The sequence below is a fragment of the Roseivirga spongicola genome, assembly GCF_034376045.1.
Classification (GTDB): domain Bacteria; phylum Bacteroidota; class Bacteroidia; order Cytophagales; family Cyclobacteriaceae; genus Roseivirga; species Roseivirga spongicola.
The window spans coordinates 2068677-2094171 of sequence record NZ_CP139724.1; the positions used below are offsets into that span (position 1 = coordinate 2068677).

Here is a 25495-nt window from a genome sequence, read left to right on the forward strand (position 1 = left end):
TTTTGAGTTTAGGGAGTGTCTTTTTCAATTCTTGCAACTGTTGAAGAAGGGGTGATTTGGGTTTTCCTTTTGTATTGAAAGCCTGTCTTTTTTTGAGCCCTTTAAATAAGCCTGAAACATAGTGTTGCTCGAGGAGCCAGTGAGGCTCGTTTTTCTTCTAAATCTTCGTCTTTCTAATTTAACCACGTTTTTACCCGGGTCTATATAAATCTCCTTCCAGTGCGATTTAAAGAATAGTCTATTGGGTTTTCTTATGAGGATGATCCCTCGTTTCGGTTCATTAATGTCCATTTGAATGGTTTGTACCTCAGTAGATGGATCTATTTTATAACTGCCTCCATCATGAAACTTTATACTAACCTTGTCTTCTGGCTTGAAACCATTAGAATGAATCTCAAGAGTAGTGTTTTGTGCGTTTAAAGCAATTTGAAGTGTAAAAAGAGAGAGAATGGAGAGGAGTAGCTTTTTCATGTGTTAGTTGTTTGAGTACAAAAATTAACAAAAAAAATGCCAAACCCTTATAGGGCTGGCATTTTTAAAAAAGCTTGTAAGTAAACTACTTACCTAGTAATTCAGTACTTCTCTTGATAAAGTCAGTTAAAGCTTTGCCTTCTAGCAAACCTTGAGAAAGCATAGCTAAGTCAACCGCCTGCTTGGCAAGACCCTGCTTTGCATCGTCTGCTTCAGACTTCAAGATTTTGTCAGCTAATGGGTGGTTACCGTTCACGGAAACATCGTATGTATCTGGCATGGCACCGAACATGTTGAATCCGCCACCACCAGTAGCTTGCATCTCCTTCATTCTGCGCATAAACTCAGACATTGTGATAGTTACCGGGGCATCAGATGGAGAAAGTGCTTCAACTTCAACCTTGAAGTTTTCATTGCCGATAGACTTAGAGAATACTTCTTTCAAGCTTTCTTTTTGCTCGTCAGAAAGTACTAACTCTCTCTTTTCGTCTTTATCAATCAGTTTGTTCAGGTTATCAGAGTCTACACGCTTGATTTGTGTTTTCTCCAACTTGCTTTCCATATGGTTAATGAAGTGGCTATCGATTGGAGAATCGAATACAAGAACATCATAACCTTTATCAATAGCAGAAGAAATGAAGGCATCTTGCTTGGCTGGGTTGTTAGCATATAGCCAAACTTTGTTGCCGTCTTTATCGGTTTGGTTGGCTTCTATTTGAGCTTCGTATTCTTTTAAGGTGAAGCACTTGCCTTCCGTATTTTTCACCAAAGCATAGTCAGTCGCTTTTTCGTAGAACTTCTCTTCTGAGATCATTCCATACTTCACAAAAAGCCCGATATCATCCCACTTCTTCTCGTAAGATTCTCTCTCTTTCTTAAAGAGTTCGCCCAACTTATCTGCTACTTTTTTGGTGATGTAGGTGTTGATTTTCTTCACATTGCCATCAGACTGTAGGTAAGAACGAGATACGTTCAACGGGATGTCTGGTGAGTCAATGATACCGTGGAGTAACATCAAGAATTCAGGAACAACGTCTTTCACCTCATCGGTAATAAATACCTGGCGAGAGTAAAGCTGAATCTTGTTCTTCTGCATTTCGAAGTCGTTCTTCAACTTAGGGAAGTAAAGAATTCCGGTTAGTTCGAACGGATAGTCAACATTCAAATGAATCCAGAACAACGGATCTTCAGAGAATGGGTAAAGCTCTTTGTAGAATTTTAGGTAGTCTTCGTCAGTCAGATCTGAAGGCGACTTGGTCCAGATAGGAGCGGTGTTGTTAATGATGTTATCTTTCTTAACCGTTTTCCACTTCTTCTTACCCTCTTTGTCTTCGCCATCTTCTACAGACTCTTCTTTCTCTCCGAATTTTACTTCGATAGGAAGGAATTTAGCATACTTGTCAAGGATGCCCTGAATTCTGCTTTCTTCTAAGAATTCTTCGGAATCTTCGTTTACGTGGAGGGTAATGGTTGTACCTCTAGTTTTTCTCTTTCCTTCTTTGATTTCGAATTCTGTGCTACCGTCACAAATCCACTTCGCTGGCTCAGCACCTTCTTGGTAGCTCAAAGAGTCAATTTCAACTTTGCCGGCAACCATAAAGGCAGAGTAGAAGCCCAGACCGAACTTACCAATGATCTCTTTGGCGTCTCCAGCATCTTTAAACTTCTCAACAAACTCAGTAGCTCCTGAAAAAGCAATCTGGTTGATGTACTTTTTAATTTCTTCGGCTGTCATACCAATACCAGCATCTTTGATGGTAATGGTCTTCTTCTTTTTGTTTACCTCAACTTCTACTCTGGTTTCACCTAAGTCGCCAGTGTATTCGCCAAGTGAGGCTAGCCTTTTAATTTTTTGTGTAGCGTCTACCGCGTTCGAGACTAATTCTCTCAAGAAGATCTCATGATCTGAGTAGAGGAACTTCTTAATGATCGGGAATATGTTCTCGGTATGTATCGAGATTGTACCTTTCTCTTGCATAACGTTCTGTCAGTTGTTTTTTGCGATGCCTAAAACTCAAAGTCCATACCAAGGCAAAAAGAGTGACAGCCTGACAGTTTAAGCTTCCTGACTTAGTGAAATTATGGCGACACTACTTTTTTTGACATTACAACTATTTGTTTTTTGGGGGTGTCTTGAAGATGAATTGTTAAAATAAAGTGTAAAATTCGACCGTTCGTTTATCCGGACTGTTGAATTAAAATTGAAAGAGAATGAAAAAGTGGATAGCAGGCTTAGTGTTGTTGAGTTTTATGGGGTGTTTAGGTGATGATGATTTTCCTGAATATAACCCTGCAGAGCAATTGGAAATTGATATTGCGGCAATAGATCAGCACTTGGAAGAAAAGAATTTAACTGCCGTTGTAGATGAGCAAAGCGGAATCAGATATTTGTTGCTAGAAGACGGAAATACCACTGAAGCTACTGACGGTGATGTGGTAGATGTTGATTACGAGTTATATAATTTTGAAGATGAGCTACTGGATACGAGTATTGAAAGTGTTGCTCAAGACGGTGGTATTCATGATGCGGATAGAGATTATGAGCCATTGAGATTTACCATAGGCACAAATGGAATTATCCCTGGCTTTCAACGTTCGGCAGTGCTCCTTACAGAGGGAGGCAAGGGAGACTTTTATATTCCTTCAGTTTGGTGTTACCAGAACTATGGCTCAGGCAAAATTGCACCGAATGAGAACTTAAGGTTCGTCATAAAACTTGTTAAAGTTAATCCTGAGTAGATACCAAGGTGTTGTTATTGTTGTAAGTTAAAGGCTTAGAAATTTCTTTAACTTATAACATAACTTATTCATGAAAAAACACATATCAGTACTAGTATTCATCTTTTTGTTCTTCTCAGGATCGATTCTAGCTTAAGACGGAGCTAGAAAGCCTTTGCAACTTGAAATAGCTTTAAGTCCTTTTTCAGCCGCTCAATCGGAGCAATTAGAATCGGCCATTGTGCTTGGCTTGACAGGAGATATTTCTAATAGATTTCAATGGGGCGTAGATTTTTACGCAAAACGAAGAACACGTGCCTTGAATGTTGGTGATGGCGTAATTGAGGTTCATTCTGAACCTCAAGGACAGAGAACCTACGATATAAACTCCTCATTTAGTCTCTCAGGGCGTTACTACTTCGCTAAAGATAAATTTGCTGGTCATTATGCTATGTTTAGGGTTCATAATGTTTGGGCAAAGTCTTATCAGGCTACAGACGGCCAGGGCGGTTCTGCTGATCGAAGGTTTCTTCCAATGCACGGAATATACTATGGTTACAGAGTAGAAGCTAAGAGTTTGTTTTTTGATGTTGCTGCTGGAGTTATTCCACATCAACTTCAGATCAATCAGGTAAGGCCAAATAGGCAAGCCGTGGTGGCAATGAGAATGACCATGGGCTTCATAATTCCGTTTAAGGTTAAATAGTCAAAGGATAATGAGTAACTTTATGGATAAACCAATAAACCATGGAGCTACTTATTATCTTAACCTGCGTTATATTTATTCTTATTTTCACTTTGGCTATACTTTATGTACTCAAGAGCTTTGTTAACTCAAGTGTACGAGCTAATGAAGCCTTGCTAGCAGAGCTAAGGGAAATAAAAGAAGTTTTGCAGCAGAAGGGGTAGATTATCTGATTCTATCTACACTTTTTACCAACTTCTCGTCTTTACGGATAAAACGGTTAGCTATGATGTTTAGAATCATGGCGCCAGCTGGTAAATAAAAGCCGAATGAAATAACGCCCTGTCCCTCAATGAGTCCTTCGTATTGATATATCTTGTAATAAGAAACACCTAAAGTTGAAGCCATAACTAGTGCGTTTAGTGCACCAAGTTTCATTTGGTTTAGCCTGTTTTTAAATTGAAGGGCTGAGAATATTGCAATTAAGGCAGCAACAATAGTAAGTGCGCCAATGTACCAAGTAGCATCTTCTCTGATCAATGTGTCGTCAGATAGGTTACTTATGGTTCCTGCAGTATCAATTACCTTTAACTTCATGGAGGTAAGGGTTACCACAGTCTCCTGATCAACACTTTGTTCGCCCCAAATGTAGTACGCATTGGTCATTCCCATTAAAATGGCTACTCCTAGAAGAAATAAAGTTTGTATACGTTGGATCATCTTACTTGATTTTGCGCAAATATAGTAAACCCATTTACGAATGCTCCTTTTGAATGTCGATTTAAACAGTGCTCCTTTTCCTGCATGGATTAAATTGAGTTAATTCGCACTGGCAAAATTGAATTGGCTAAACCTCTATGCGCTATTTTCTTGATATTTCTTACAACGGTGCGGCTTATCATGGCTGGCAAAGACAGGCCAATGCTCTAACCGTTCAGCAAGAAATAGAAGAGGGGCTTTCCAGAATATTAGGCGCTCAGATTGGTATTACAGGCAGTGGTAGAACAGATACAGGTGTTCATGCCAGGAAGCAAATAGCGCATTTCGATGCAGAAACTGAGCTTCCAGAAAGTCAGATTCAGTACAAGCTGAATGGCCTGCTGCCCGATGAAGTGGCTATTAACAGCTGTCGTAAAGTTCAGCCAGAGGCTCATGCACGTTTCGATGCTCAAGAGAGAGGTTATCATTATTTTATTCATCAAAAGAAGACTCCTTTTCTAGTGGGACAGAGCTACTATTTCAGCCATTCCTTAAATGTGGAACGAATGAATGAGGCTGCCCAGAAGCTACTCGGTAGGCAAGATTTTGAAAGCTTTAGCAGGGTGAAAACTGAAGTGAATAACTTCTTTTGTGAAATATTGACAGCCAACTGGTATTGCGAGAACGATCAGCTAATTTTTAACGTTAGGGCAAACAGGTTTTTGCGCGGAATGGTGAGAGCCTTGGTTGGAACGTTATTGGAAGTGGGCAGAGGGAAACTTACTGTGGAAGATTTTGTTACTATCATTGCTGCAAAGAACAGAACAAAAGCGGGTAGGGCTGTGCCTCCTCATGGACTGTACCTTTCGGAGGTTAACTATTCAGAAGAGATTTACTTATAGCATTGGAAAAGGAAAAGGCTAAAGTTAAGAGTGGAAATGTTGTAGACTTTAAAGTGTTGAAGCGATTGTTTCAATACGCAAAGCCTTACATAAAGCAGTTTTATCTGCTAGTATTCCTGACCATATTTTTGGCCATACTAACCCCTATTAGACCAATTCTGGTTCAAAAGGCCATAGATGAATATGTGCCGAATGGAGATTATGATGGATTGGTTTTAATGATAACCATTCTCATCGGTCACCTTATTGTATTAGCTGTAGTGCAATATTCGCATACTTATCTTTCGGGTTGGGTAGGCCAAACCATTATAAAGGATATTCGAACAAAGCTCTTTAATCACTTAATAAGGTTAAAACTCAAATTCTTCGATAAAACACCAATAGGAAGACTAGTAACCAGAAATGTTTCGGACATTGAAACGCTTTCTAACGTCTTTAGTGAAGGTATTGCCGCCCTGATTGGCGACTTGCTTCAGCTGGTTTTCTTGATGGGCTTTATGTTCTATTTAGACTGGAAACTGACTTTAGTAAGTTTATCTACCTTACCACTTCTTATTTTTAGCACCTATGTTTTCAAGGAGAAGATTAAGGTTACTTTTAATGAGGTCAGAAACGCTGTTTCCAATTTAAACTCCTTTGTACAGGAGCATGTAACAGGAATGAACATTGTCCAGATTTTTAACGCAGAAAAGCGAGAGATGGACAAGTTCAAGGAAATTAACAGAGAACATGAAAAGGCGCATATTCGCTCCGTACTTTACTATTCTATCTATTTCCCTGTTGCAGAGATTATTCAAGCTATTGCCATAGGTATGGCAGTATGGTATGGCGCTAGAGAGATTTTGGTAGACGCTAGTGTTGGTCCAGGAGTGATCATTGCCTTTATCATGTACATTCAGATGTTCTTCCGTCCCATCCGAATGATTGCCGATAGGTTCAACACCCTTCAGATGGGGATTGTGAGCTCGAACAGAATTTTCGATCTATTAGATAATGATGAACACATGGCCGATGAAGGTGAATATGCACCTGAGGAAATCAAAGGCGAAGTTGAGTTCAAAAATGTCTGGTTTGCTTACAATGAGGAGGAATATGTGCTAAAGGATATTTCGTTCAAGGTGAAAGAGGGTGAAACCATAGCGCTTGTCGGAGCCACCGGAGCAGGGAAGTCTTCAGTCATTAATCTACTGTCGCGATTCTATGAAATCAACAAAGGTGATATTCTGGTAGATGGTGTAAACCTGAAAGAATATGATTTAGGAGCTCTTAGGAGTCATATCGGTGTAGTTCAGCAAGATGTCTTTTTGTATTCCGATACCATCAGGCACAATATTACACTAGGTAACCCCGATATTACAGATGATAAAATAGCTGCTGCTGCCGATTTGGTCGGAGTGAAGAAAATTATCGACCGCTTGCCCAACGGTTATGATTATAACGTGATGGAGAGAGGTTCAACCCTTTCTGTAGGTCAGCGACAGTTGATATCCTTCGTACGGGCCATGGTCTACGATCCGAAGATCATTGTGTTAGACGAAGCCACATCTTCAGTTGATACAGAAACAGAAGAGCTTATTCAAGGGGCAATTGAGGTTTTAATGAAAGGGAGAACATCCATAGTTATTGCTCACAGACTTTCAACCATTCAGGGTGCCGATAAAATTATAGTGTTAGATAAAGGAGAAATTAAAGAAGTAGGAACACACCAAGAGTTATTGGATAAAGATGGTTTCTATTCTAAGTTGTATAACATGCAATACAAAGAAGTAGCAGCAATATGAGTAAGAAAGGAAAGATAATCACTGGGCTTGTAGCCTTTATTATAATAATTGGTGGCTATGTGTATTTAGGTGGGTTAAATAACATTGACTATACCATAGAGACGGTTTCAGACTACAATTTGGTAGGGGTTCACTTTCTGGGTGATGGAGATAGTCCGGAAATAGAGGAGGCCTATGTTGAAGCCCGTGAATACGTTCTTTCTGGAGAGTTAGACGGTGTGCTTACTTTGGTTCATTACAATGATTCTACTTTAGAAGATGAGCAGTTAAAGCTGTTTATTGGAGTTACCCTAGCATCAGGCACCTCAGATTTGCCAGCGAATTATCAAAGATTGACAATACCAGCAACAAATGCGGCTAGGGCTAAAATAGAAGGCCACAACAGCATAATGCCTAGTCCTTCTACTATTGAGTCTAGGCTTAGAGAAACAGCGGAAAAAGCACGACTTGAACTTCAAGACTTTACAATAGAGCAATATATTTCTGAGAACCTGTTGGTGATAGATATGCCAGTGAAATAAGGGGGTCAGTCGATCAGTGATCAGAAATCAGTGATGGGTTCAGAATCTCCTCAATTCTTCCAGTTCCAATTAGAGTTGAGCCTTCCAGAAAATCAAAGCTCATGCCTACCTGTAGTTTACCGACAAAATATGCCGGACTCATAATTGTAATTTTAGCCAGAACTGTCTCTCCAGGTGAAACTGACCCCTGACCAATATATTCTTGATGACCTGAAGTTTGCATTTCATCAAAAGGAAAACGAATACCAGGCCTATAGCCATTGTGCGCCTCTGTAGTTCGGCCACCCTCTTCAGAGGCTCTGAATTCAGTTCAGCTAAGAAGTCATATTGTGCGTGATTCATTTTGATTCCTGATCTACCGTTCAGCTGATTTCTGATTTCTAATGACAATTGACCATTTTCCTAATTCTCCAATTCCCTATAGCTGTGCGAGAGCATAGAAAGCACGTTGCCAAAATGCTCAATTTGCTCCATGGTTTCATCCGGCACTTGCTTGCCATTCATTCTTGCTAAGAGAAGACCGAAAACTCCATTAAGGCAGGCTTGAACAGGGTTGTTGACTAAGCCTTCAGAAGCTTGAATACTTTCTCTTAAAGCTGGTCTGGCAGCATTGAATATAGTTTGGTAATCTTCATTTTCAACCAAAAGCTTCATGCTGAGGTCTGAGAGTTTTTGCACTTCATCCTGAACGTAAGAAAGGTGCCCTTCCTGCTCAAGTCCTTCAGACTTCATTTGGCCAATTACTTCTTGATACCAATTCAGCTCATCCTCTCTTTTCTCCTCACTCATTTTTTCGTCAGGAATATTTCCGAACACATGGATTTTGATTTTCTCAATGTCGAAATCAAAGTTCCTAATCAGTAATTCTGTTTGGTACATATAAATAATGTACTCAGAGATGTTTTCCTGTTTTTTCTTGTCGGCCAAAAGCATGCTGCAAAAATAGGCTACTCAGGAATAAATCACTCCTTTAAATCCACAATCATTACAACAGGATTATCATCAGGTTTCATTTCACCCAGTTTTTTCAGCCTTTCAGGTAGTTGAGCTGCTTTTTCTGGGTTTTCTTTGAACCAAGCAAGAACATCTGGTGCTTCCATATAACCAACTAGTTGGTTATTGTCTGTCGCATATTGCGGAACAAAGGGGAGGAAATTGTCTAGGTCATTGACAAAGCCATGCATTTCGGTTCGGCCAATATCAGATAACAATGTTTCGCCAGTTTCTCTGCTGAAAATTCCATTGAAAGTTTGGCCTTTGGTGGTTAGCTGGAAGAAAATATGTTGTTGGGTTATGTCAATTACTGAAGGTTGGAGGAAGTTAGCTCTAGATTCCAATGTTGGGTACTTGGTCTTATCCTCGTAAGGGATGCTCTGATTTTTGCTGTCAAATATCAGGTGAGCGGAAAGAGTATCATCAGAAACATAAAATAGTGTGTCATTATAGGCTTCCTCGAAATAGACATTGCCTCTGTCTCTATAAAACCGTCCCTCATCTGTATCGAATGAAATACCCAAAGATAGATCGTGTATGCATGACTGATGATTTGGGAATGTTTTTAGAATTTTTCCTTGGCTATCGAAAATCGTGAGTTTGTTTTTTTGATTACACGTTGGGTTTGCATTGTAGCCAACAAAGAGGTTGTCTGATAATTTGCTAAAGCCCATGATGTAGTTTTCGTCTGTAGGAATTTCAAATTCTCCTGTTTTTTCTCCTGAAGAGTTGAGTTGCCATATTAACGAAGGCTTTTTAGCAACATAAAAGACTTCATCTTCTTCATTAAATTCGAGGGACTTCTTGGTGCTCAAATATTCATTAGGGCCTTCGCCATAGCCTCTTATCTCCTCTATAAATTTTCCTGATTTCTTATCGAAGGTGTAGATCTGTCGGAACGCGATAGATATGATTTTGTCATCTGCCAAGTAGAAGCTAGGATAGTTTCCAACCAGCGACTTTTCAACAGTTTCTAAAGGGATATACTCAATGGACTCAGCAAAAGTACTTAGTGAAACTTCAGTGCGGTTATCATAGGCTTCAACTAAATCAATGGTTGGCAAACTAGAGCCATTAGCTTTTTTTTCGGTGCCAGAGCTGCAAGAAGAGGAGATAAGAAATAGTGTGAAAAAGCCAGATATGGCTGTTTGCATGCTAAGTTTGAGTCTTTTCATTGGTTTTGGTTGGTGCGGATAATGAATTGCATTCAATATCAAACAATTAAGTTATTGCCTTTGTACAAATATTGCACCAATCAAGAGAATTGAATTGCATCACTTTTTTCTATTTTTGCGGTTCGTTTAAGAGGTATATGGAGAGAATTCGGAATTTCTGCATTATTGCGCACATCGACCACGGTAAAAGTACCTTGGCCGATAGACTATTGCAGCACACAGGTACTGTAGCTGATCGCGATATGCAAGAGCAGTTGTTGGATGATATGGATTTGGAGCGTGAGCGTGGTATTACCATCAAATCGCACGCCATCCAAATGAATTATAATTATAAAGGAGAAGAGTACGTGCTCAACCTGATAGACACTCCAGGTCACGTAGACTTTTCTTATGAGGTTTCACGTTCCATTGCGGCCTGTGAAGGCGCATTGCTCATTGTAGATGCATCGCAAGGGGTAGAGGCTCAAACCATTTCCAACCTCTATTTAGCTTTGGAGCACGATTTGGAGATTATTCCGGTGCTCAACAAAATAGACCTTCCGGGTGCCATGCCAGAAGAAATGACCGACCAAGTAGTTGAATTACTTGGTTGCGATAGAGAAGATGTAATTCTAGCGAGCGGTAAAGCTGGTATTGGAATCGATGAAATCCTCGAAGCCATCATTGAAAAAATTCCTGCGCCACAAGGAGATCCTGAAGAGCCACTTCAGGCCATGATTTTCGATTCGGTTTTCAATTCATTCAGAGGTATTGAAGTAATCTTCCGTGTTTTCAACGGAAGCATTAAAAAAGGAGATAAGGTGAAATTCGTAAATACGGGTAAAACCTATGATGCTGATGAAATTGGTATTCTCAAGCTCAAGCAGTCTCCTCAACAAGAAATTAAAGCAGGTAATGTAGGTTACCTCATCTCGGGTATCAAGGTGGCCAAAGAGGTAAAAGTGGGTGATACCATTACGCATGTAGATAAGCCAACCCAGAGAATGGTAAAAGGCTTTGAAGATGTAAAGCCTATGGTGTTTGCAGGTATCTACCCAGTAGATACACAAGACTTTGAAGAGCTCAGAGCTTCAATGGAGAAGCTTCAGTTGAATGATGCATCCCTGGTTTGGGAGCCAGAAACCTCTGCTGCACTTGGTTTTGGTTTCCGTTGCGGATTCTTAGGAATGCTTCACTTAGAAATTGTTCAAGAACGTCTCGAAAGAGAGTTCGACATGACTGTTATTACCACAGTTCCCTCGGTTCAGTTTCATGCCATTATGAACGATGGTGAAGTAAGGAAAATCAATGCACCTTCTGAAATGCCAGATTCTAATAAGATGGCACATATGGAAGAACCAATTATTCGTGCTCAGATTATCTCTAAGGCAGAGTATGTAGGCGGAATCATGGGGCTGTGTATGGACAAGAGGGGAATTCTGAAAAATCAGGTTTATCTGACCTCCGACAGGGTTGAGTTATCGTTTGAGATTCCTTTGGCAGAGATTGTATTCGATTTCTTCGATAAGCTAAAAACCATTTCTAGAGGTTATGCCTCACTAGATTATGAACTGATTGGTTTTAGACAATCGAACTTAGTAAAGCTCGATATTCAGTTGAATGGTGACAAGGTAGATGCGCTTTCTGCCATTGTGCACCGAGATAAGGCTTACGAGTGGGGTAAGAGGCTTTGTGAAAAGTTGAAAGAACTGATTCCAAGACAAATGTTTGAGATTGCAGTTCAAGCATCTATCGGAACAAAAATCATTGCTAGAGAAACCGTGAAAGCAATGCGTAAGAACGTATTGGCTAAGTGTTACGGTGGTGATATTTCCAGAAAGCGTAAGCTTTTGGAGAAACAGAAAAAAGGTAAGAAAAGAATGCGCCAAGTAGGTAATGTGGAGATTCCGCAAGAAGCTTTCATGGCTGTTCTTAAGTTAGATTAATGGTTACTGGTGCTCAGTGCACGGGAGATGGAGAATAAAGACTATACTGACTTAGATGTTTGGAAAGAAGCTAGGAAACTGGTCTTTGGAATTTATTCTTTGGTCAAGTCTTTTCCTGAAGATGAGAAGTATGCATTGACAAGCCAGTTAAAAAGAGCTGCAATATCAGTTCCCTCAAATATTGCAGAAGGAATTGGTAGGCAGCACAAAAACGAGAGGATTCAATTTTTATATATTTCAAGAGGATCACTATATGAAATAGAAACCCAATTGTTTTTGGCTTTGGATCAATCTTTTCTTTCAGAAGAAAGTTTGAAAGATATTTTAGACCAGATAACAAGTTGCAAGAAACTCATTCAGGGGTACATCAATTATCTTAAGAAGTAGCCTGAGCACTGAGCACTAATAACAGAGCACTATGAAATTATTAGACGGAAAAGTCACAGCCCAATCTATTAAAGATGAATTGGCAGAGAAGGTAAATGAAATCAAAGCTAAAGGTGGAAAAGTACCACATCTTGCTGCTGTTTTAGTGGGCGAAGATGGTGCTAGCAAAACCTACGTAAATGCTAAGGTTAAGGCTTGTGAGGCCATTGGTTTTGGTTCTACGCTAATTCATCTGCCAGAAGAAACTTCAGAAGAAGAAGTGATGGCCACTGTAGATCGGTTGAATAACGATGCTGATATTGATGGTTTCATCGTACAAGTGCCTCTTCCGAAGCAGATAGACGAGCAAAAGGTTGTAGAGGCTATCCTTCCTGAAAAGGATGTTGATGGTTTTCATCCAGCGAACCTAGGTAAGATGTTGCTCGATTTACCTACGCTTCTTCCAGCAACGCCAAAGGGTATGATGCTCTTGTTAGAGAGAAATGGCATCGATACTTCTGGTAAGCATTGCGTGGTAATTGGTAGAAGCCATACAGTTGGTACACCCATCAGTGTGTTGATGAGTAGAAATTCGAATCCAGGAAATACAACAGTAACGCTTTGCCATAGCAGAACTCAGAATTTGGCCGAGATTACCCGTCAAGCAGATATTCTAATTGTGGCTATTGGAAGAGAAGGCTTTGTTACGGAAGGAATGGTGAAGGAAGGTGCCATCGTAATCGATGTCGGAATTCACAGAGTTCCTTCAGATAAAACTAAATCTGGCTTTAAGTTGAAGGGCGATGTAAGGTTCGATGAAGTAGCACCTAAGTGTAGCTACATCACGCCAGTTCCGGGCGGAGTAGGGCCAATGACCATCGCTTCACTGCTTTGGAATACCTACTTAGCCAATCAGAAATTAGTTTAATTAATATTCTTCGGTCGTCATTCCCGCGTAGGCGGGAATCTCCTCAATAATAAGAGATCTCCTCCCGAAAGCTTTCGGGACAGGTCGGGGATGACGTTCTAAAGGAAATTCGATGATGAAGCAGTTTCAACTACCTGCTATAAAAAATTGATTATGACAGAAAACAAGCAAGTGGCCGAACTCAACGGCAAGCTTCCTATTATGGAAGCGTTTTATACCATTCAGGGTGAAGGGCATTTCACCGGAAATTCAGCATATTTTGTTAGACTAGGCGGTTGCGATGTTGGCTGCGTTTGGTGCGATGTAAAAGATAGCTGGGATGCTGAAAAGTGGCCGGCTCAGTCAATCAGTGAGATTGTGACAGGCGCCAAGCAATACAAAAGCAAATTAGTGGTTGTTACTGGAGGAGAACCTCTTATGTACAATCTAGATAGTCTAACCGAGTCGCTAAGGAGCGAAGGTTTTCATACCAATATTGAAACGTCTGGAGCTCATCCGCTCAGCGGAACTTGGGATTGGCTGTGTTTCTCTCCCAAGAAATTCATGAAACCTAGGCAGGAGTTTTATGAGACTGCAGATGAGCTAAAGGTGGTTATCTATAATAAGAGTGATTTTAAGTGGGCAGAAGAACATGCAGCTAAAATCAGGCCCGAGTGTTTGCTCTATCTTCAACCAGAATGGGATAAGTCTGAAAAGATGTTGCCAGAAATAATTGAGTACGTAAAAGACAACCCTCGCTGGAAAATTTCGCTACAAACACATAAGTTTATGCAGATCCCGTAAGTATTGAGAGTACTATATTTGATATCATTTCTACTTCTAACACTGACCACGCTGGCGCAGGAAGAACTTCATACTAGAAGGTCAAAACTGGCAGAGGCTTACACTGAAGCTAAAGGCCTAGTGGATGTTGGTAATCTGTTTAAGTCTGAAGAGATTCTCAAAGACATCCTGAAAAAGGATGAGAGCTTCGATGAGGCTATCTTATTACTGCATGAAATTCATATCAAGAGAGATCAGCCTGAAAGAGCGAACGCCATTATCTCAAACTATTCAAAGGAAGTAGAGCCGAGGTTCCTTAATCGCCTTTTGGTGATTCAAGCTAATTATCATTATCAGCTAGGAGAGTATGAGCAGGCTAGAAAATTGCTGAGTAATGTCAATTCGCCAGTTTATCAAATAGGGAGTGAAAGAGTCACCTTTTTAAAAGAGTCAATAGAGTTTTCAATTAAGCAGTTGGAAAGACCTCTGGATGTAGACTTTGAAAAGCTGCCTAATCCTTTAAACCAGTTCGAACAGCAGTACTTTCCTTCAGCTACAGTAGATGGTAGAATTGTTTTTACCATTCGAGATAGATTAGGTAGGGGTGATGAAGATTTATATACCTCTTATTATCATAATGAGTCAGTGTGGTCTGAGCCGGTAAGTCTTTCTGATCAAATTAATTCAGAAAGAAATGAAGGCGCTGCTTCAATTTCTGCCGATGGTAGAACATTAGTCTTCACAAGCTGCAATAGACCCGATAATATTGGGAGCTGCGATCTGTATGTTTCCTATTTCAGAAATGATACCTGGACTAAGCCCTTGTTGCTTGGCCCAGAGGTAAATAGCACAGAATGGGATTCACAACCTTCCCTCACAGCTAATGGGAAAACGCTTTATTTCGTAAGCATGCGCGAGGGTGGTTTGGGCAAACAAGATATTTGGATGAGCGAAAAGGTTGGGGATAACTGGTCACCAGCGGTTAATCTTGGTCCAGAGATCAATACAGTAGAAGATGATTGCTCCCCGTTCATTTACCTAGATGGTAAAACGCTGATTTTTTCTACCCGAGGAAGGGTCGGAATGGGGGGGTATGACTTATTCAAATCAATTCGTCAAGAAAGAGGATGGACAAGACCAGAGAATTTAGGTTCGCCTATTAATAATGCCTTCGATCAGATAGGCTACTGTATATCGGCAGACCAATGGGCTTACTTCAGCTCAAGTAATGCCACAGGGAGAATTTTTCTACAGAGATTTAAAGTGCCAGACCAAATTGTTCCGAACGTTAAGTTGAAGTTTGAAGAGCCTTTAGCGTATGGAAGGGTAGTAGACGCAGTGTCACTTGAACCGTTATCTGCAGACGTGTTCTTTATTTATGATAGTGATACCATTTCGAGGTTATCTAATGAAAATGGCCAGTTTTTACTTACTGAGGAGCTGAATTACTCTCAGCTATTGGCTATGAAAAGGGGATATAGAAATTCAGTACTTAGTAAACAGAAGTTTTTGAGCGACTCTACAATCAGGCTTCAACCATTCCAAGAAGGTGAAAGTCTCTTACAAGAACCTATTCTATTTGATTTTGATAGCTATAAACTCAGAGAAGAAGTATACCGAGAGTTAGACAGACTCGCAGCACTTGTAAGCGAGCACCCAGAATTACAAATTGAAATACAAGGCTATACCGATTCTGTTGGGAGTAGTGAATACAATCAAACACTCTCTGAAAAACGTGCCAAGTCGGTCTATGATTATCTAGTAAGAAAGATAGGTCGAACAGAAAATTTGTCTTACCAAGGCTATGGGGAGATTTTACAAAACGATCTTGATTTACCCTTAAATGACAGGAAGGTGACAATTATTACACGAACGGTTGTTAGGTAAAACCCTCTGAGAGTCAGTATTTAAGGCATTTGCTTCACGTTGATTTTCATAAAAAGCAATTCTCATAACAGTATTTTTGTTGGTTTAGAGCGTTCTAAGGCTATTTTTGCCGTTTCATATTAAGAGCAAATTTATCTAAACAATCTTGTTCACTTTTGAGTAAGGTGCTGGTTGAGATGAATTGTTCCACTAAACAAGGATTAATTCTTAATCACTATTTATAAACTATTGTATAACTAAACTAACAAGAAAATGAAGAGAATTTCATTGGCTTTAATGTCTCTGATGCTGTTCTTATTGTCTGGGGTGGCTTATGGCCAATCTAGGACAGTAACGGGTACGGTGATCGGAGAAGATGATGGCCTCGCTTTACCTCAGGTGAGTATCTTTATCAAAGGTACTACCCAAGGTACGTCTACGGACTTTGATGGGAAGTACAGTATAGAAGTTCCTAGCGGGGAGTCTGTACTTGTTTACCGCTTCTTAGGTTACGTAATCAAAGAAGTAACAGTTGGTAACCAAACGGTTATCAACGTAAGCTTAACACCAGATGCTACAACACTTGGGGAGGTCGTTGTAACCGGTTACGGTGTTGAAAGAAAAAGAGAGATTACAGGCTCCATTGCTTCACTAGGTGGTGAAAAGATCAAGAACATGCCTATGCAGAGTTTCGATAGAGCTCTTCAAGGTCGTGCTGCTGGGGTTTTGGTTCAGAGTAGCAACGGTGTTCCTGGTGGAGCTCTTAGAGTAAGAGTAAGAGGTCAAGGATCTATCAACGCGGGTAACGAACCATTATATATCGTTGATGGAGTTCAAATGAACACAGCGAATGCTTCATCAAACCTTTCTACTAACCCATTAGCTTCAATTAACCCAAATGACATTGAGTCAATGGAGATTTTGAAAGATGCAGCTGCCTCCATCTACGGTTCTCAGGCGGCAAATGGTGTTGTTCTTATTACAACTAAGAAAGGTAAGTCTGGTGCAACTAAAATCAACTTTAATACTTATACAGGTTGGGTAACGCCAGTAAGACAAGTTGATATGATGAATACTCAGGAGTTCATTAATTTCAGACTAGACCAAAGAAGAAATTACTACACTAGATTCAGTGCAGATCCTGATCTGTTAGAGGGTTTATCTAGAAGAAATGCATTGTCTGGTATTACGGCTGACCAATTCCCTGCATTAAATTTGAGTAATACTCAATTGGGTCAGTTGCCACAGTCTGAGTTTGATGACTTTGTGAATGGTCTCCCAACTTATGACTGGCAAAGCGAAATTTTCTCTGAAACTGGAAGAATTTCTAACTATGAGTTAAGCTTATCTGGAGGTAATGAGAAGACAAGATTCTATATCTCTGGTTCTTATAACAGCCAAGAGGGACAAATTAGAAAGTTCGACTTTGAAAGAGGAACTCTAAGGTTGAACTTGGATACAGATGTTTCTGATAAGTTGACTATTGAAACGAAATTGAACGTGAGTGCTATTGGACAGTCAGGGACAATTTTGAGTGGTTCATTCTTTGAAAATCCAACGTTCTCAGGACTATTAGTTCTTCCGTTTAACCCAATATTTGATGAGACAGAAGCTACAGGTTACAATGAGCCTTTGGCAGGTATTCTTGCAGAAAATCCTGTTAAATCGTTACAGTTAAACGAAAGAACAACTAACACTAAGCAGGTATCTGCTAATATGGCATTCAACTACAGAATTGCAGATAACTTAAGATTCAGATCTTATTATGGTGTTGATTATAGAGGCTTAACTGAGAATAGATATACCGATCCAAGATCATTCGGTGGTCGTAACACAGATGGTTCAGCTTATGCTCAATTCAACGAAAACGTGAACTTCATCTCAACACAACAGTTGAATTATGACTTAGATATCAACCCAGATAATAAGTTGAATATTTTATTGGCTGCTGAATATAGAGAGGAAATTAATGAAGGTTTCTCTGCGAATGCACAGACTTTCCCTACTCCTCAATTCAGAACTATTCAATCTGCTGCTGAACCAACTGGTGCTGGTGGGTTTTACACCACTTGGAGAAATGCTGGTGTGTTCACTAATGTTAAGTATAGCTTAAAGGATAAGTACTTCTTTAACGGTACGTTAAGATACGATGGTTCTTCTCGATTTGGTGTTGATCAAAGATGGGGTCTATTCCCTTCAATCGGAGCTTCGTGGTTGATCAGTGAAGAAGACTTCTTGTCGACTAGCGGTGCTTTATCAGAACTGAAACTGAGAGCAAGCTACGGTACTGCTGGTAACAACCGTATTGGTAACTTCGATTCTAGAGGATTGGTGTCTTCTGCAGGTGCTGGTAACTACCTAAACCTTCCAGGTTTGACTATTTCTGGTTTGGCAAACAACAGATTGTCTTGGGAAACTCAAACTACTTTGAACATTGGTACGGATTATTCATTCTTCGATGGAAGAATCAATGGTAGTATTGATGCCTATAGAAGACTTTCAACTGACTTATTGTTAAATAGAAATCTTCCTTCTACTTCGGGATATGGTTCGATTACTGAAAACGTAGGAGAGTTAGAGAATAGAGGTATAGAGTTCAGCGTTAACACTGTAAACTATGACAAAGGTGGCTTGACTTGGAGTACTAGCTTTAACATAGCTTTCCAAGATCAGGAATTGTTGGCCTTATTCCCAGGTGAAACCAATAATGGTTCAGCCACACAAGTTGGTTTGCCACTAAACGTATGGTATAACTGGGATTGGGCTGGTGTAAACCCTGCTAACGGTAGACCATTCTACTATGATAGAGATGGAAACTTAACTTACAATCCTCAAAACGGATCTAGCATTGGTGATGAGAATGATGATAGAAAAGTTTTAGGTAATACTAACAGTAGCTTCTTTGGAGGTCTGACAAATACTGTTTCTTATAAAGGATTTACTTTGGACTTCTTGTTCCAGTATGATTATGGAAAAGATGGTACTGATGGTACTGGTGGTTTCTCTTATGATCCATATGAGGCAAGACTGAATCTATACACTAGAACTAGTGATTTAGTATGGAGACAGCCAGGTGATGTTACTAGTTTCCCTAGACCAAACATTACGGCTGAACCAGGTGCAGTTGGAGTAGGTACTGCAAGAGCTTTGCAAGATTTATCTTACATCAGACTAAAACAAGTTACTCTATCTTACAACTTCCCTCAGTCTATGTTGTCAAACATGTTCTTGGATAATGCAAGAGTATATGTTCAAGGAATTAACCTATTGACCTTCACAAATTACACAGGTCTAGATCCAGAATTTACTGGTGGTAGCTCTACTGGAGTATTCCCTCCAAGTAAGAATGTAACTGTAGGAGTTGAATTTGGATTTTAATAATCGAATGATATGAAAAAATATTTTATAACTACACTTTGCTTAATAGCTATTCTAGCCACTTCGTGTTCAGATTTGCTAGAAACAGAGCCAAGACAATCTGTCTCTATTGACGGTGCGTTAGAATCACCAGATGTGCTTAATGCACTCTTGATTGATGTTTACAATAGTTTTCAAGGGGGCGGAACCCTTGGTAGTGAGTGGATTGTTGTGCCAGAAGTAATGGCCGATAACTTTACTTTCAATAATAATAGAGGTACCTATAATGGTCAGTACAACAATGTGTTAAGATCACACCTTACTGCGTGGGAAGTATATGGTTATTTGCTTCAACTAAACGTGGTTATTGAAGGTGGGGCTGTTTTAGATGATAACACTTTGGGTGAGGCATATGCGTTGAGAGCATTAGGTTATTTGTACCTAATGAATACTTATGCTTACATGCCTACTGCAATTGTTGGCTCACAAAACAAGGGTGGTGTACCTTTGATTACTGAGGCTGTTTTAGATCTTGCTGACGTAACTCTGCCTGCAAGAGCTAGTATTGATGAGGTTTATGACTTCATGTTGGCAGATGTAGCTCAAGCGATTAGTCTAATGGATAACTCTAGATCTAACGCTAGGTTTACTCAAGCGGGTGCTCAAGCCTTAGGTTCAAGAATTGCGCTTTATGCTGGAGAGTATGCTTTAAGTGTACAATATGCTCAGGCTGCTATCGATGCAGGTACAGCGTCTCTTTCAACCAGAGATAACTACGTGAGTGATTGGGCTCAGTTTCAGCATCCAGAGGCTATTTGGTATCTAGAGTATCAGTCGAACGAGAATCAAGGACCAAATACTTCTGTAATGTCAATTTATATTACTGACGGAACTGTGATCACTCCAGATTATAGAGGAAATGGTGATTTCACTCCAGCTCAAGAAGTGTTAGACCTATTAGGTCCAACCGATGTTCGTAATGGTTTAATTGAAGAGGTTCAAACCTCTAATCTACCTAACCCTGTAGGAACTCCAGAGCTTAAAAAGTATATAGATAATGGCGGACAGGGTAACCTTACGAATATTCCGATCTTCAGAATTTCAGAGATGTATTTGAATATTGCTGAGGCCGAAGCTAGATTAGGTAATACTCTACAGGCTCAGGCTGCACTTCAGACATTGAAGAGAAGATCAGTTTCCCCGACTTATATTGTCACTAATACTGGTCAAGACCTTATCGATGAAATTTTGGTAGAGAGAAGACTAGAACTATTAGGAGAAGGTCATAGATTCTTTGATCTAAAGAGATTAGGAATGGATATTGATAAGAGCGCAGTTGATTTGACTGGTGAAGTTATCAGTTTCGATGATGCTAGAATTTTGGCTCCTCTTCCGAGTGGTGACTTGGAATTGAATCCTAATCTTGAGAACAATTTTGGTTACTAAAATTTAGAAAAGATGAAAATGATGAATTTCAGAATATTTCTATTCGCAGCATTAATATGTACCGCATTAACTTCTTGCTTTGAAGATGATGATGAAGTGTATAAATATGACGGTCCTGCAGTTGTAGAGTTTGATCAAGCAACATTAACTACAGGAAGTTATACCAGAAGTGTAGAATCAGGAGATGGTACAATCTCTGAGCAGGTGAATTTGGTTTCTCCACATTTGAGTTCGGATCAAGTGATTAACTTCTCTGTTGATGCAGCTAATAGTACTGCCGTTGAAGGAACTCACTACTCTACTACTGGCCAGTTTACAATTCCTGCAAATACTAGTTTTGGAGATGCAACTGTTGAAATTTTGAACGGTGCTATCCCTGCTGGCGAGACAAGGACATTGGTATTAGTTTTAGAGGGTAACGATGTTGTCGGTGTGTCCGAGAACTATAAATCTATTACTATTAGTATTAGCCCTAATTAATATTGGAAAGGGAGTGCCTTGGCACTCCCTTTTTATTTGTCTAATTTAGAATGTAACGAATCAAATGAAAAAAGTAATAATAATGTTATTGGTAGTCTGTTCGTTCCACACGTTGGACGCTCAGCAAGATTCTTGGGACGAGAATTTTAACAACAGTTCATTTATTCGGAATACAACAATAGAGAGCAAAGATTTTATAGGCTCTCCGTTCTTATTAGACAATTGTGTCAAAGGTGAAATAAGGTTTGCAGATGGCACGGTGAAATCCAATGTTTGCATAAATCTAGACTTGTATCAAAAAGAGGTTGTACTAAAGCTTTCGGAGTCTGAAGAGAATTATGGGCTTTCACTTCGTTTAGATGACGTTAAAGAGATACAGCTAGAATCTAAACCATTAAAGGGGACTACATCAAACCGAAGATTTATAACCGTATCAGAAGCACAATTTGCTGAATCTCCCTCTGAAAAACTCTTTGTTTATGAGGTGTTTGGCCCAACAGATAGGCTAATTGCTTTTTCTAGCTGTGAGCTTCTAGAACCAGAAGTAGGGGGCTACTCAACTCGAGATAGAGCAGAATTTAAAAAGGGTACAGACTACTATCTGATGAATGAAGACTCTAAATATGAATTCTTTAATTTCAGTAAAAGACGATTGAAAAAGTTATTGGGCGAATCTAAATATACTCGAGTGGTTGATTTATTAGAGAGTCAGAATAAGTCATTGAAAACACCTCAAGATTTGTCTTGGGCCATCTCTAACATTGAGAACTAAGCTTTTCTCCTATTCCAGGGACACTCCTAGGTTCAAGCTAATTTCAATCGAAGATCCATGGAAAAATGTATTGAATATGTACAATTTTTGCAAGACATATTAATTTATTAAAATGCATCAATGTTGCGTTAATTCGTTTTACATTGGTTGTTAGCTGGTTTTTTTTTGATGTGATCGGTTTTTTTTGTTGAGTAGGCCTGCCAAATAATATTCTGATTTTAACTCTACTCAATTTCTATTAGTATTTTCATTTTTCTACCATCGCATTCGAGCTACCTGAGACCCGCTTTTGTTCATGTATCATCGAGCTGAAGCTTTAAAAATGCTACCTGCTGTTAACATTATTTAACTTTCACCCAATATTACGTGTGATGAAGTAATAATCTCGTCTTCTTTTTAGAGTAATTCTGCTGTGGAGTCTCGAGAATTAATTTACCCTTATTCTGCCGAATAAAATTTTAAATTTCTTTCTGTTTTGGCCATTCGGATGAAATAACGTCCGCTCATCCAGCAATCGAATGCGGTCAATTTGTAAGGTCAATATTATTTTTTGACCAACTTTTATTTTATGTTTGGTGTGCTAAACAAACTTTTTTATCAACTATTAAACTAAAAACGAAAGCAATGAAGAGAGTTTTACTGACTATTCTTTCGTGCGCGCTTTTCCTCGTGTCGAGTATGGCGTTCGCGCAAGATCGAACAGTTTCAGGTAAAGTGACCGGAACAGATGATGGTCTTCCTTTGCCACAAGTAAACATTCTGATTAAAGGTACTACTAATGGTACTTTTACTGACATGGATGGTAATTACAGTCTTACAGTACCTTCAGGTTCTACGTTAATCTTTAGATACTTGGGTTATGTTACTCAAGAAATCTTGGTTAACAGTCAAACTGTTGTAAACGTGCAGCTTGCCCCAGACGCTACTTCACTTGGTGAGGTGGTTGTAACTGGTGTTGCCGTTGGAACTGATAAGAAAAACTTAGGTTTCGGACTGTCTCAAGTGAAGAATGAGCAGATTTCAGCTGTACCAGCACTAGATGCTTCTAATACTCTTAGAGGTAAGGTTGCTGGTATTACTATTGTACAAAGTCAAGGTGATGGTGGTGCTTCGGTATCATTAAGAGGTGCAAAATCTGTTTTTGGAAACATTTCTCCACTAATTATTGTGGATGGTATCTTAACTCAGCAAAACCTTAGTGATATCAATACTGATGATATTGAGTCTATTGAGGTTATCAAAGGAGCGGCAGCATCTTCATTATATGGATCTTTGGCCGCAGGTGGTGTAATTCAAATCCGTACTAAAAGAGGTGCTCAAGGTAAAGAAGGTATTAGAATTCAATACAGAGGTGAGTATGGTATCTCAGAAGTTGAAAACGTACACCCGACAGCAGCAACACACCCATTCAAAATTTTACCAAACGGTGATTTTGATCTAACTTCTGGTTCTAGAGAGTTAACTGAGGACGGTACTTGGAATCCTTATCCATCTTATAATGATAACTTTGGAAACTTAATTTCTAAGCAACCTTATTACATGAACTTAGTTTCAGTTCAGAACTCTCTGGAGAATTATTCATTCTACATGTCGGCTCAACACCAGACAAAAGGAATGATCTCTGAAGTGTTGGACCCTGAGGAAAGATTGAACGTTCGTATGAACTTTGACATCTTCCCATCAGAAAAGTTTACAGCTAAGATCAGTACTTCTTACCAACAAAACACTTTGACTCCTGTGTCTAGAGGTGGTCAAGGAACATTCTTCTCAGATGCACTTCTTGTAGAACCTTTTATTGATTTTACCGAGAGAGACGAAGATGGTGATTATGCCGTTTTCCCTACAGGATTCGATGTGGTGAACTCGAATGTTGCAAATCCACTTTATCAGTATGAAAACTGGGAGTATGACGATACGAATGAAAGGTTTGTAGTAGGTTTGGATTTAAGATATCAATTGACTGACAATATTTCATTTAATGTAACTCAGTCTATCGATAAGTTTAATAGCTACAGCAAGAGATATTATCCTAAAGGATATAAAACAGCTACTCCTAATGCAACTTTGAATAACGGTAACTATTCTATTTCAAATAATAGAGAGTCATATTCTGTTACTTCTGCTCAAATGAACTTTAATAAGAAGTTTGGCGATTTCAATGTGAGTGCTACAACTAAGTTCTTACATGAGTATAATTTCGAAGATGGATTCAACGCTAATGGTAGAGAGCTTGTTACAAATGGTGTTTATGATCTAGGTGCATTGAGTCAAGATAACAGAAACATTGGTTCTTATCAGAGAGAGACAGTTTCTAAGAATGCTTTCTTAAGTACTGATGTAATCTGGAAAGACAAATTAATCTTCAACGGTCTAGTAAGACGAGATGGTTCATCGAGATTTGGTGAGGAAGAAAGATGGCAGACGTTTGGTAGAGTGTCTTTAGCCTACAGAATTACTCAAGATTATGATCTTCCAATCTTTGATGAGTTGAAGGTGAGAGCTTCTTACGGTTCAGCTGGTAGAAGACCTACTTGGAGAGCTCAATATGAGACATTCTCTGTTAGTTCTTCAGGTATCTCAGGATCAGTACTTGGAAACGCCAACCTTATTCCTGCAGTTAACAAGGAATTGGAAATTGGTATAGATGGTGAGTTCCTTAACAGATTCGATTTCCAAATTAACTATGCTAGCTCAGTAGTAGAGAATGATTTCATTCAAAGAAGATTGTCTGCTGTAACTGGTTACAATACTCAGTTTCAAAACTTAGGTGCTGTTGAATCAACAGCTTTTGAGTTCCAAATGGGAGCAGAGGTTATGAATAAGTCAAACTTCAGATGGGATGCTAATATGACTTTCGATATCATCAGAAGTGAGATTACTGACTTAGCTGGTATTCCTCCATTCACTAATGGCTATTATAGAGTTGAGACTGGTGAGCCAGTAGGTACATTCTATGGTAACAAATTAATTACAAGCCTTGACCAATTGGAGACAGATGGTAGTGGTAACGTAATTAATGCATGGAATGCTGATGGTATTCCTTTGAGTGAGTTTAGTGTAAATAACCTTGGGTATGTTGTATTGACTGATGACATTGGTACTCCTCAAGAAACCGCATTCTATTTCAACGATCCAGATAATAGAGGAGCTAAACTTCAGACTATTATTGGTGATAGAAACCCTGACTTTAAAGTAGGATTGTCTAATACTTTAACATTCTTCAACAACCTTCAGTTATACTTCTTAATTGACTGGAAACAAGGTGGAGACAAGTATAATGCTACAAACCAGTATCTATATTTTAATACTAGAGCTGCAGACCAAGAAGAGTATGCAAGACTTGGGCATCACACTAACTTCTCTATCAGTGCTAACTCTTTGTATAATGGTAACTTACCTGCTAGTCACTTTATCGAGGACGGAACATTTGTGAAGATCAGAGAGTTAAGTATGTCATATACTTTCAAGAACCCTGTTTCTTTTGTAGAAGATGTTCGTTTGTCTTTAATTGGTCGTAACCTTCTAACCTTCTCAAACTACGGTGGATTTGATCCAGAAGGTTATGATGAGAACTTCGACTTCCCACTATACAGAAACTACACTGTTTCTTTACAGATTAGGTTTTAATCCTAAATAATGACTTTAAAC

General features: G+C 39.3%; 21 protein-coding genes. 15 read left to right on the forward strand and 6 right to left on the reverse strand.

The window, feature by feature from the left end:
- Positions 1 to 24 precede the first annotated feature (24 nt).
- Positions 25 to 471, reverse strand: coding sequence for a DUF4369 domain-containing protein (locus tag T7867_RS09130; protein ID WP_068225229.1), 447 nt, complete (start codon positions 469 to 471; stop codon positions 25 to 27).
- Between the two features lie 85 nt (positions 472 to 556).
- On the reverse strand, positions 557 to 2449 hold the full coding sequence (gene htpG, locus T7867_RS09135; RefSeq protein WP_068225231.1) for a molecular chaperone HtpG: 1893 nt from the start codon (positions 2447 to 2449) through the stop codon (positions 557 to 559).
- 233 nt (positions 2450 to 2682) lie between these two features.
- Between htpG and T7867_RS09140 the strand changes: the two genes are divergently transcribed.
- Together T7867_RS09140 and T7867_RS09145 are read left to right on the forward strand one after the other, a co-directional pair.
- On the forward strand, positions 2683 to 3210 hold the full coding sequence (locus tag T7867_RS09140; RefSeq protein WP_068225233.1) for an FKBP-type peptidyl-prolyl cis-trans isomerase: 528 nt from the start codon (positions 2683 to 2685) through the stop codon (positions 3208 to 3210).
- Positions 3211 to 3364: 154 nt separating this feature from the next.
- The gene (locus T7867_RS09145; protein WP_068225235.1) at positions 3365 to 3895 is read left to right on the forward strand and encodes a hypothetical protein; all 531 of its coding nucleotides are present in this window, start codon (positions 3365 to 3367) and stop codon (positions 3893 to 3895) included.
- A 204-nt stretch (positions 3896 to 4099) separates the two neighbouring features.
- Here the strand turns inward: T7867_RS09145 and T7867_RS09150 are convergent, their stop codons facing one another.
- A complete protein-coding gene (locus tag T7867_RS09150; RefSeq protein ID WP_068225236.1) occupies positions 4100 to 4594 on the reverse strand; it encodes a DUF4293 domain-containing protein in 495 nt (164 codons plus the stop codon).
- A 137-nt stretch (positions 4595 to 4731) separates the two neighbouring features.
- Here T7867_RS09150 and truA point away from each other — a divergent pair, with 137 nt between their 5' ends.
- The 3 genes from truA to T7867_RS09165 are packed head-to-tail and all read left to right on the forward strand — an operon-like array spanning position 4732 to position 7777.
- Complete coding sequence (gene truA / locus T7867_RS09155) at positions 4732 to 5475, forward strand: tRNA pseudouridine(38-40) synthase TruA (protein ID WP_068225238.1); 744 nt, start codon at positions 4732 to 4734, stop codon at positions 5473 to 5475.
- 2 nt (positions 5476 to 5477) lie between these two features.
- Entirely contained in the window at positions 5478 to 7256 is a 1779-nt protein-coding gene (locus T7867_RS09160) for an ABC transporter ATP-binding protein (protein WP_068225240.1), read from the forward strand.
- The gene (locus tag T7867_RS09165) at positions 7253 to 7777 is read left to right on the forward strand and encodes a GyrI-like domain-containing protein (RefSeq protein WP_068225241.1); all 525 of its coding nucleotides are present in this window, start codon (positions 7253 to 7255) and stop codon (positions 7775 to 7777) included. Before T7867_RS09160 ends, T7867_RS09165 begins: the two co-directional genes overlap by 4 nt.
- A gap of 13 nt (positions 7778 to 7790) precedes the next feature.
- Here T7867_RS09165 and T7867_RS09170 read toward each other — a convergent pair whose 3' ends face one another.
- The 3 genes from T7867_RS09170 to T7867_RS09180 all read right to left on the reverse strand — a co-directional run bounded on the left by T7867_RS09170 (position 7791) and on the right by T7867_RS09180 (position 9945).
- The gene (locus T7867_RS09170; RefSeq protein ID WP_262501412.1) at positions 7791 to 7919 is read right to left on the reverse strand and encodes a hypothetical protein; all 129 of its coding nucleotides are present in this window, start codon (positions 7917 to 7919) and stop codon (positions 7791 to 7793) included.
- Between the two features lie 260 nt (positions 7920 to 8179).
- The gene (locus T7867_RS09175) at positions 8180 to 8710 is read right to left on the reverse strand and encodes a DUF4924 family protein (protein ID WP_322300113.1); all 531 of its coding nucleotides are present in this window, start codon (positions 8708 to 8710) and stop codon (positions 8180 to 8182) included.
- A 29-nt stretch (positions 8711 to 8739) separates the two neighbouring features.
- Positions 8740 to 9945, reverse strand: coding sequence for a 6-bladed beta-propeller (locus T7867_RS09180; RefSeq protein ID WP_068225246.1), 1206 nt, complete (start codon positions 9943 to 9945; stop codon positions 8740 to 8742).
- Positions 9946 to 10082: 137 nt separating this feature from the next.
- On the opposite strand from T7867_RS09180, the gene lepA reads away from it, so the two are divergent.
- From lepA to T7867_RS09230, 10 genes are all read left to right on the forward strand, one after another.
- The gene (gene lepA / locus T7867_RS09185; protein WP_068225248.1) at positions 10083 to 11870 is read left to right on the forward strand and encodes a translation elongation factor 4; all 1788 of its coding nucleotides are present in this window, start codon (positions 10083 to 10085) and stop codon (positions 11868 to 11870) included.
- 27 nt (positions 11871 to 11897) lie between these two features.
- Positions 11898 to 12257, forward strand: a complete 360-nt coding sequence (locus T7867_RS09190) for a four helix bundle protein (RefSeq protein ID WP_273276509.1) — start codon at positions 11898 to 11900, stop codon at positions 12255 to 12257.
- 31 nt (positions 12258 to 12288) lie between these two features.
- Positions 12289 to 13164, forward strand: a complete 876-nt coding sequence (locus T7867_RS09195; RefSeq protein ID WP_322300114.1) for a bifunctional 5,10-methylenetetrahydrofolate dehydrogenase/5,10-methenyltetrahydrofolate cyclohydrolase — start codon at positions 12289 to 12291, stop codon at positions 13162 to 13164.
- 153 nt (positions 13165 to 13317) lie between these two features.
- Entirely contained in the window at positions 13318 to 13947 is a 630-nt protein-coding gene (locus T7867_RS09200) for a 7-carboxy-7-deazaguanine synthase QueE (RefSeq protein WP_273514241.1), read from the forward strand.
- A 3-nt stretch (positions 13948 to 13950) separates the two neighbouring features.
- On the forward strand, positions 13951 to 15813 hold the full coding sequence (locus T7867_RS09205) for an OmpA family protein (protein WP_322300115.1): 1863 nt from the start codon (positions 13951 to 13953) through the stop codon (positions 15811 to 15813).
- A gap of 252 nt (positions 15814 to 16065) precedes the next feature.
- Positions 16066 to 19170: a SusC/RagA family TonB-linked outer membrane protein gene (locus tag T7867_RS09210; RefSeq protein WP_068225257.1), complete on the forward strand. Its 3105-nt coding sequence runs from the start codon at positions 16066 to 16068 to the stop codon at positions 19168 to 19170.
- Positions 19171 to 19182: 12 nt separating this feature from the next.
- The gene (locus T7867_RS09215) at positions 19183 to 20595 is read left to right on the forward strand and encodes a RagB/SusD family nutrient uptake outer membrane protein (RefSeq protein WP_068225258.1); all 1413 of its coding nucleotides are present in this window, start codon (positions 19183 to 19185) and stop codon (positions 20593 to 20595) included.
- 18 nt (positions 20596 to 20613) lie between these two features.
- Positions 20614 to 21075 (forward strand): DUF4843 domain-containing protein, encoded by a 462-nt coding sequence (locus tag T7867_RS09220; RefSeq protein ID WP_157717737.1) that lies wholly within the window; start codon positions 20614 to 20616, stop codon positions 21073 to 21075.
- A gap of 64 nt (positions 21076 to 21139) precedes the next feature.
- The gene (locus T7867_RS09225; protein WP_322300116.1) at positions 21140 to 21847 is read left to right on the forward strand and encodes a hypothetical protein; all 708 of its coding nucleotides are present in this window, start codon (positions 21140 to 21142) and stop codon (positions 21845 to 21847) included.
- 624 nt (positions 21848 to 22471) lie between these two features.
- The gene (locus T7867_RS09230; protein WP_322300117.1) at positions 22472 to 25474 is read left to right on the forward strand and encodes a SusC/RagA family TonB-linked outer membrane protein; all 3003 of its coding nucleotides are present in this window, start codon (positions 22472 to 22474) and stop codon (positions 25472 to 25474) included.
- The last annotated feature ends 21 nt before the right edge of the window (positions 25475 to 25495 follow it).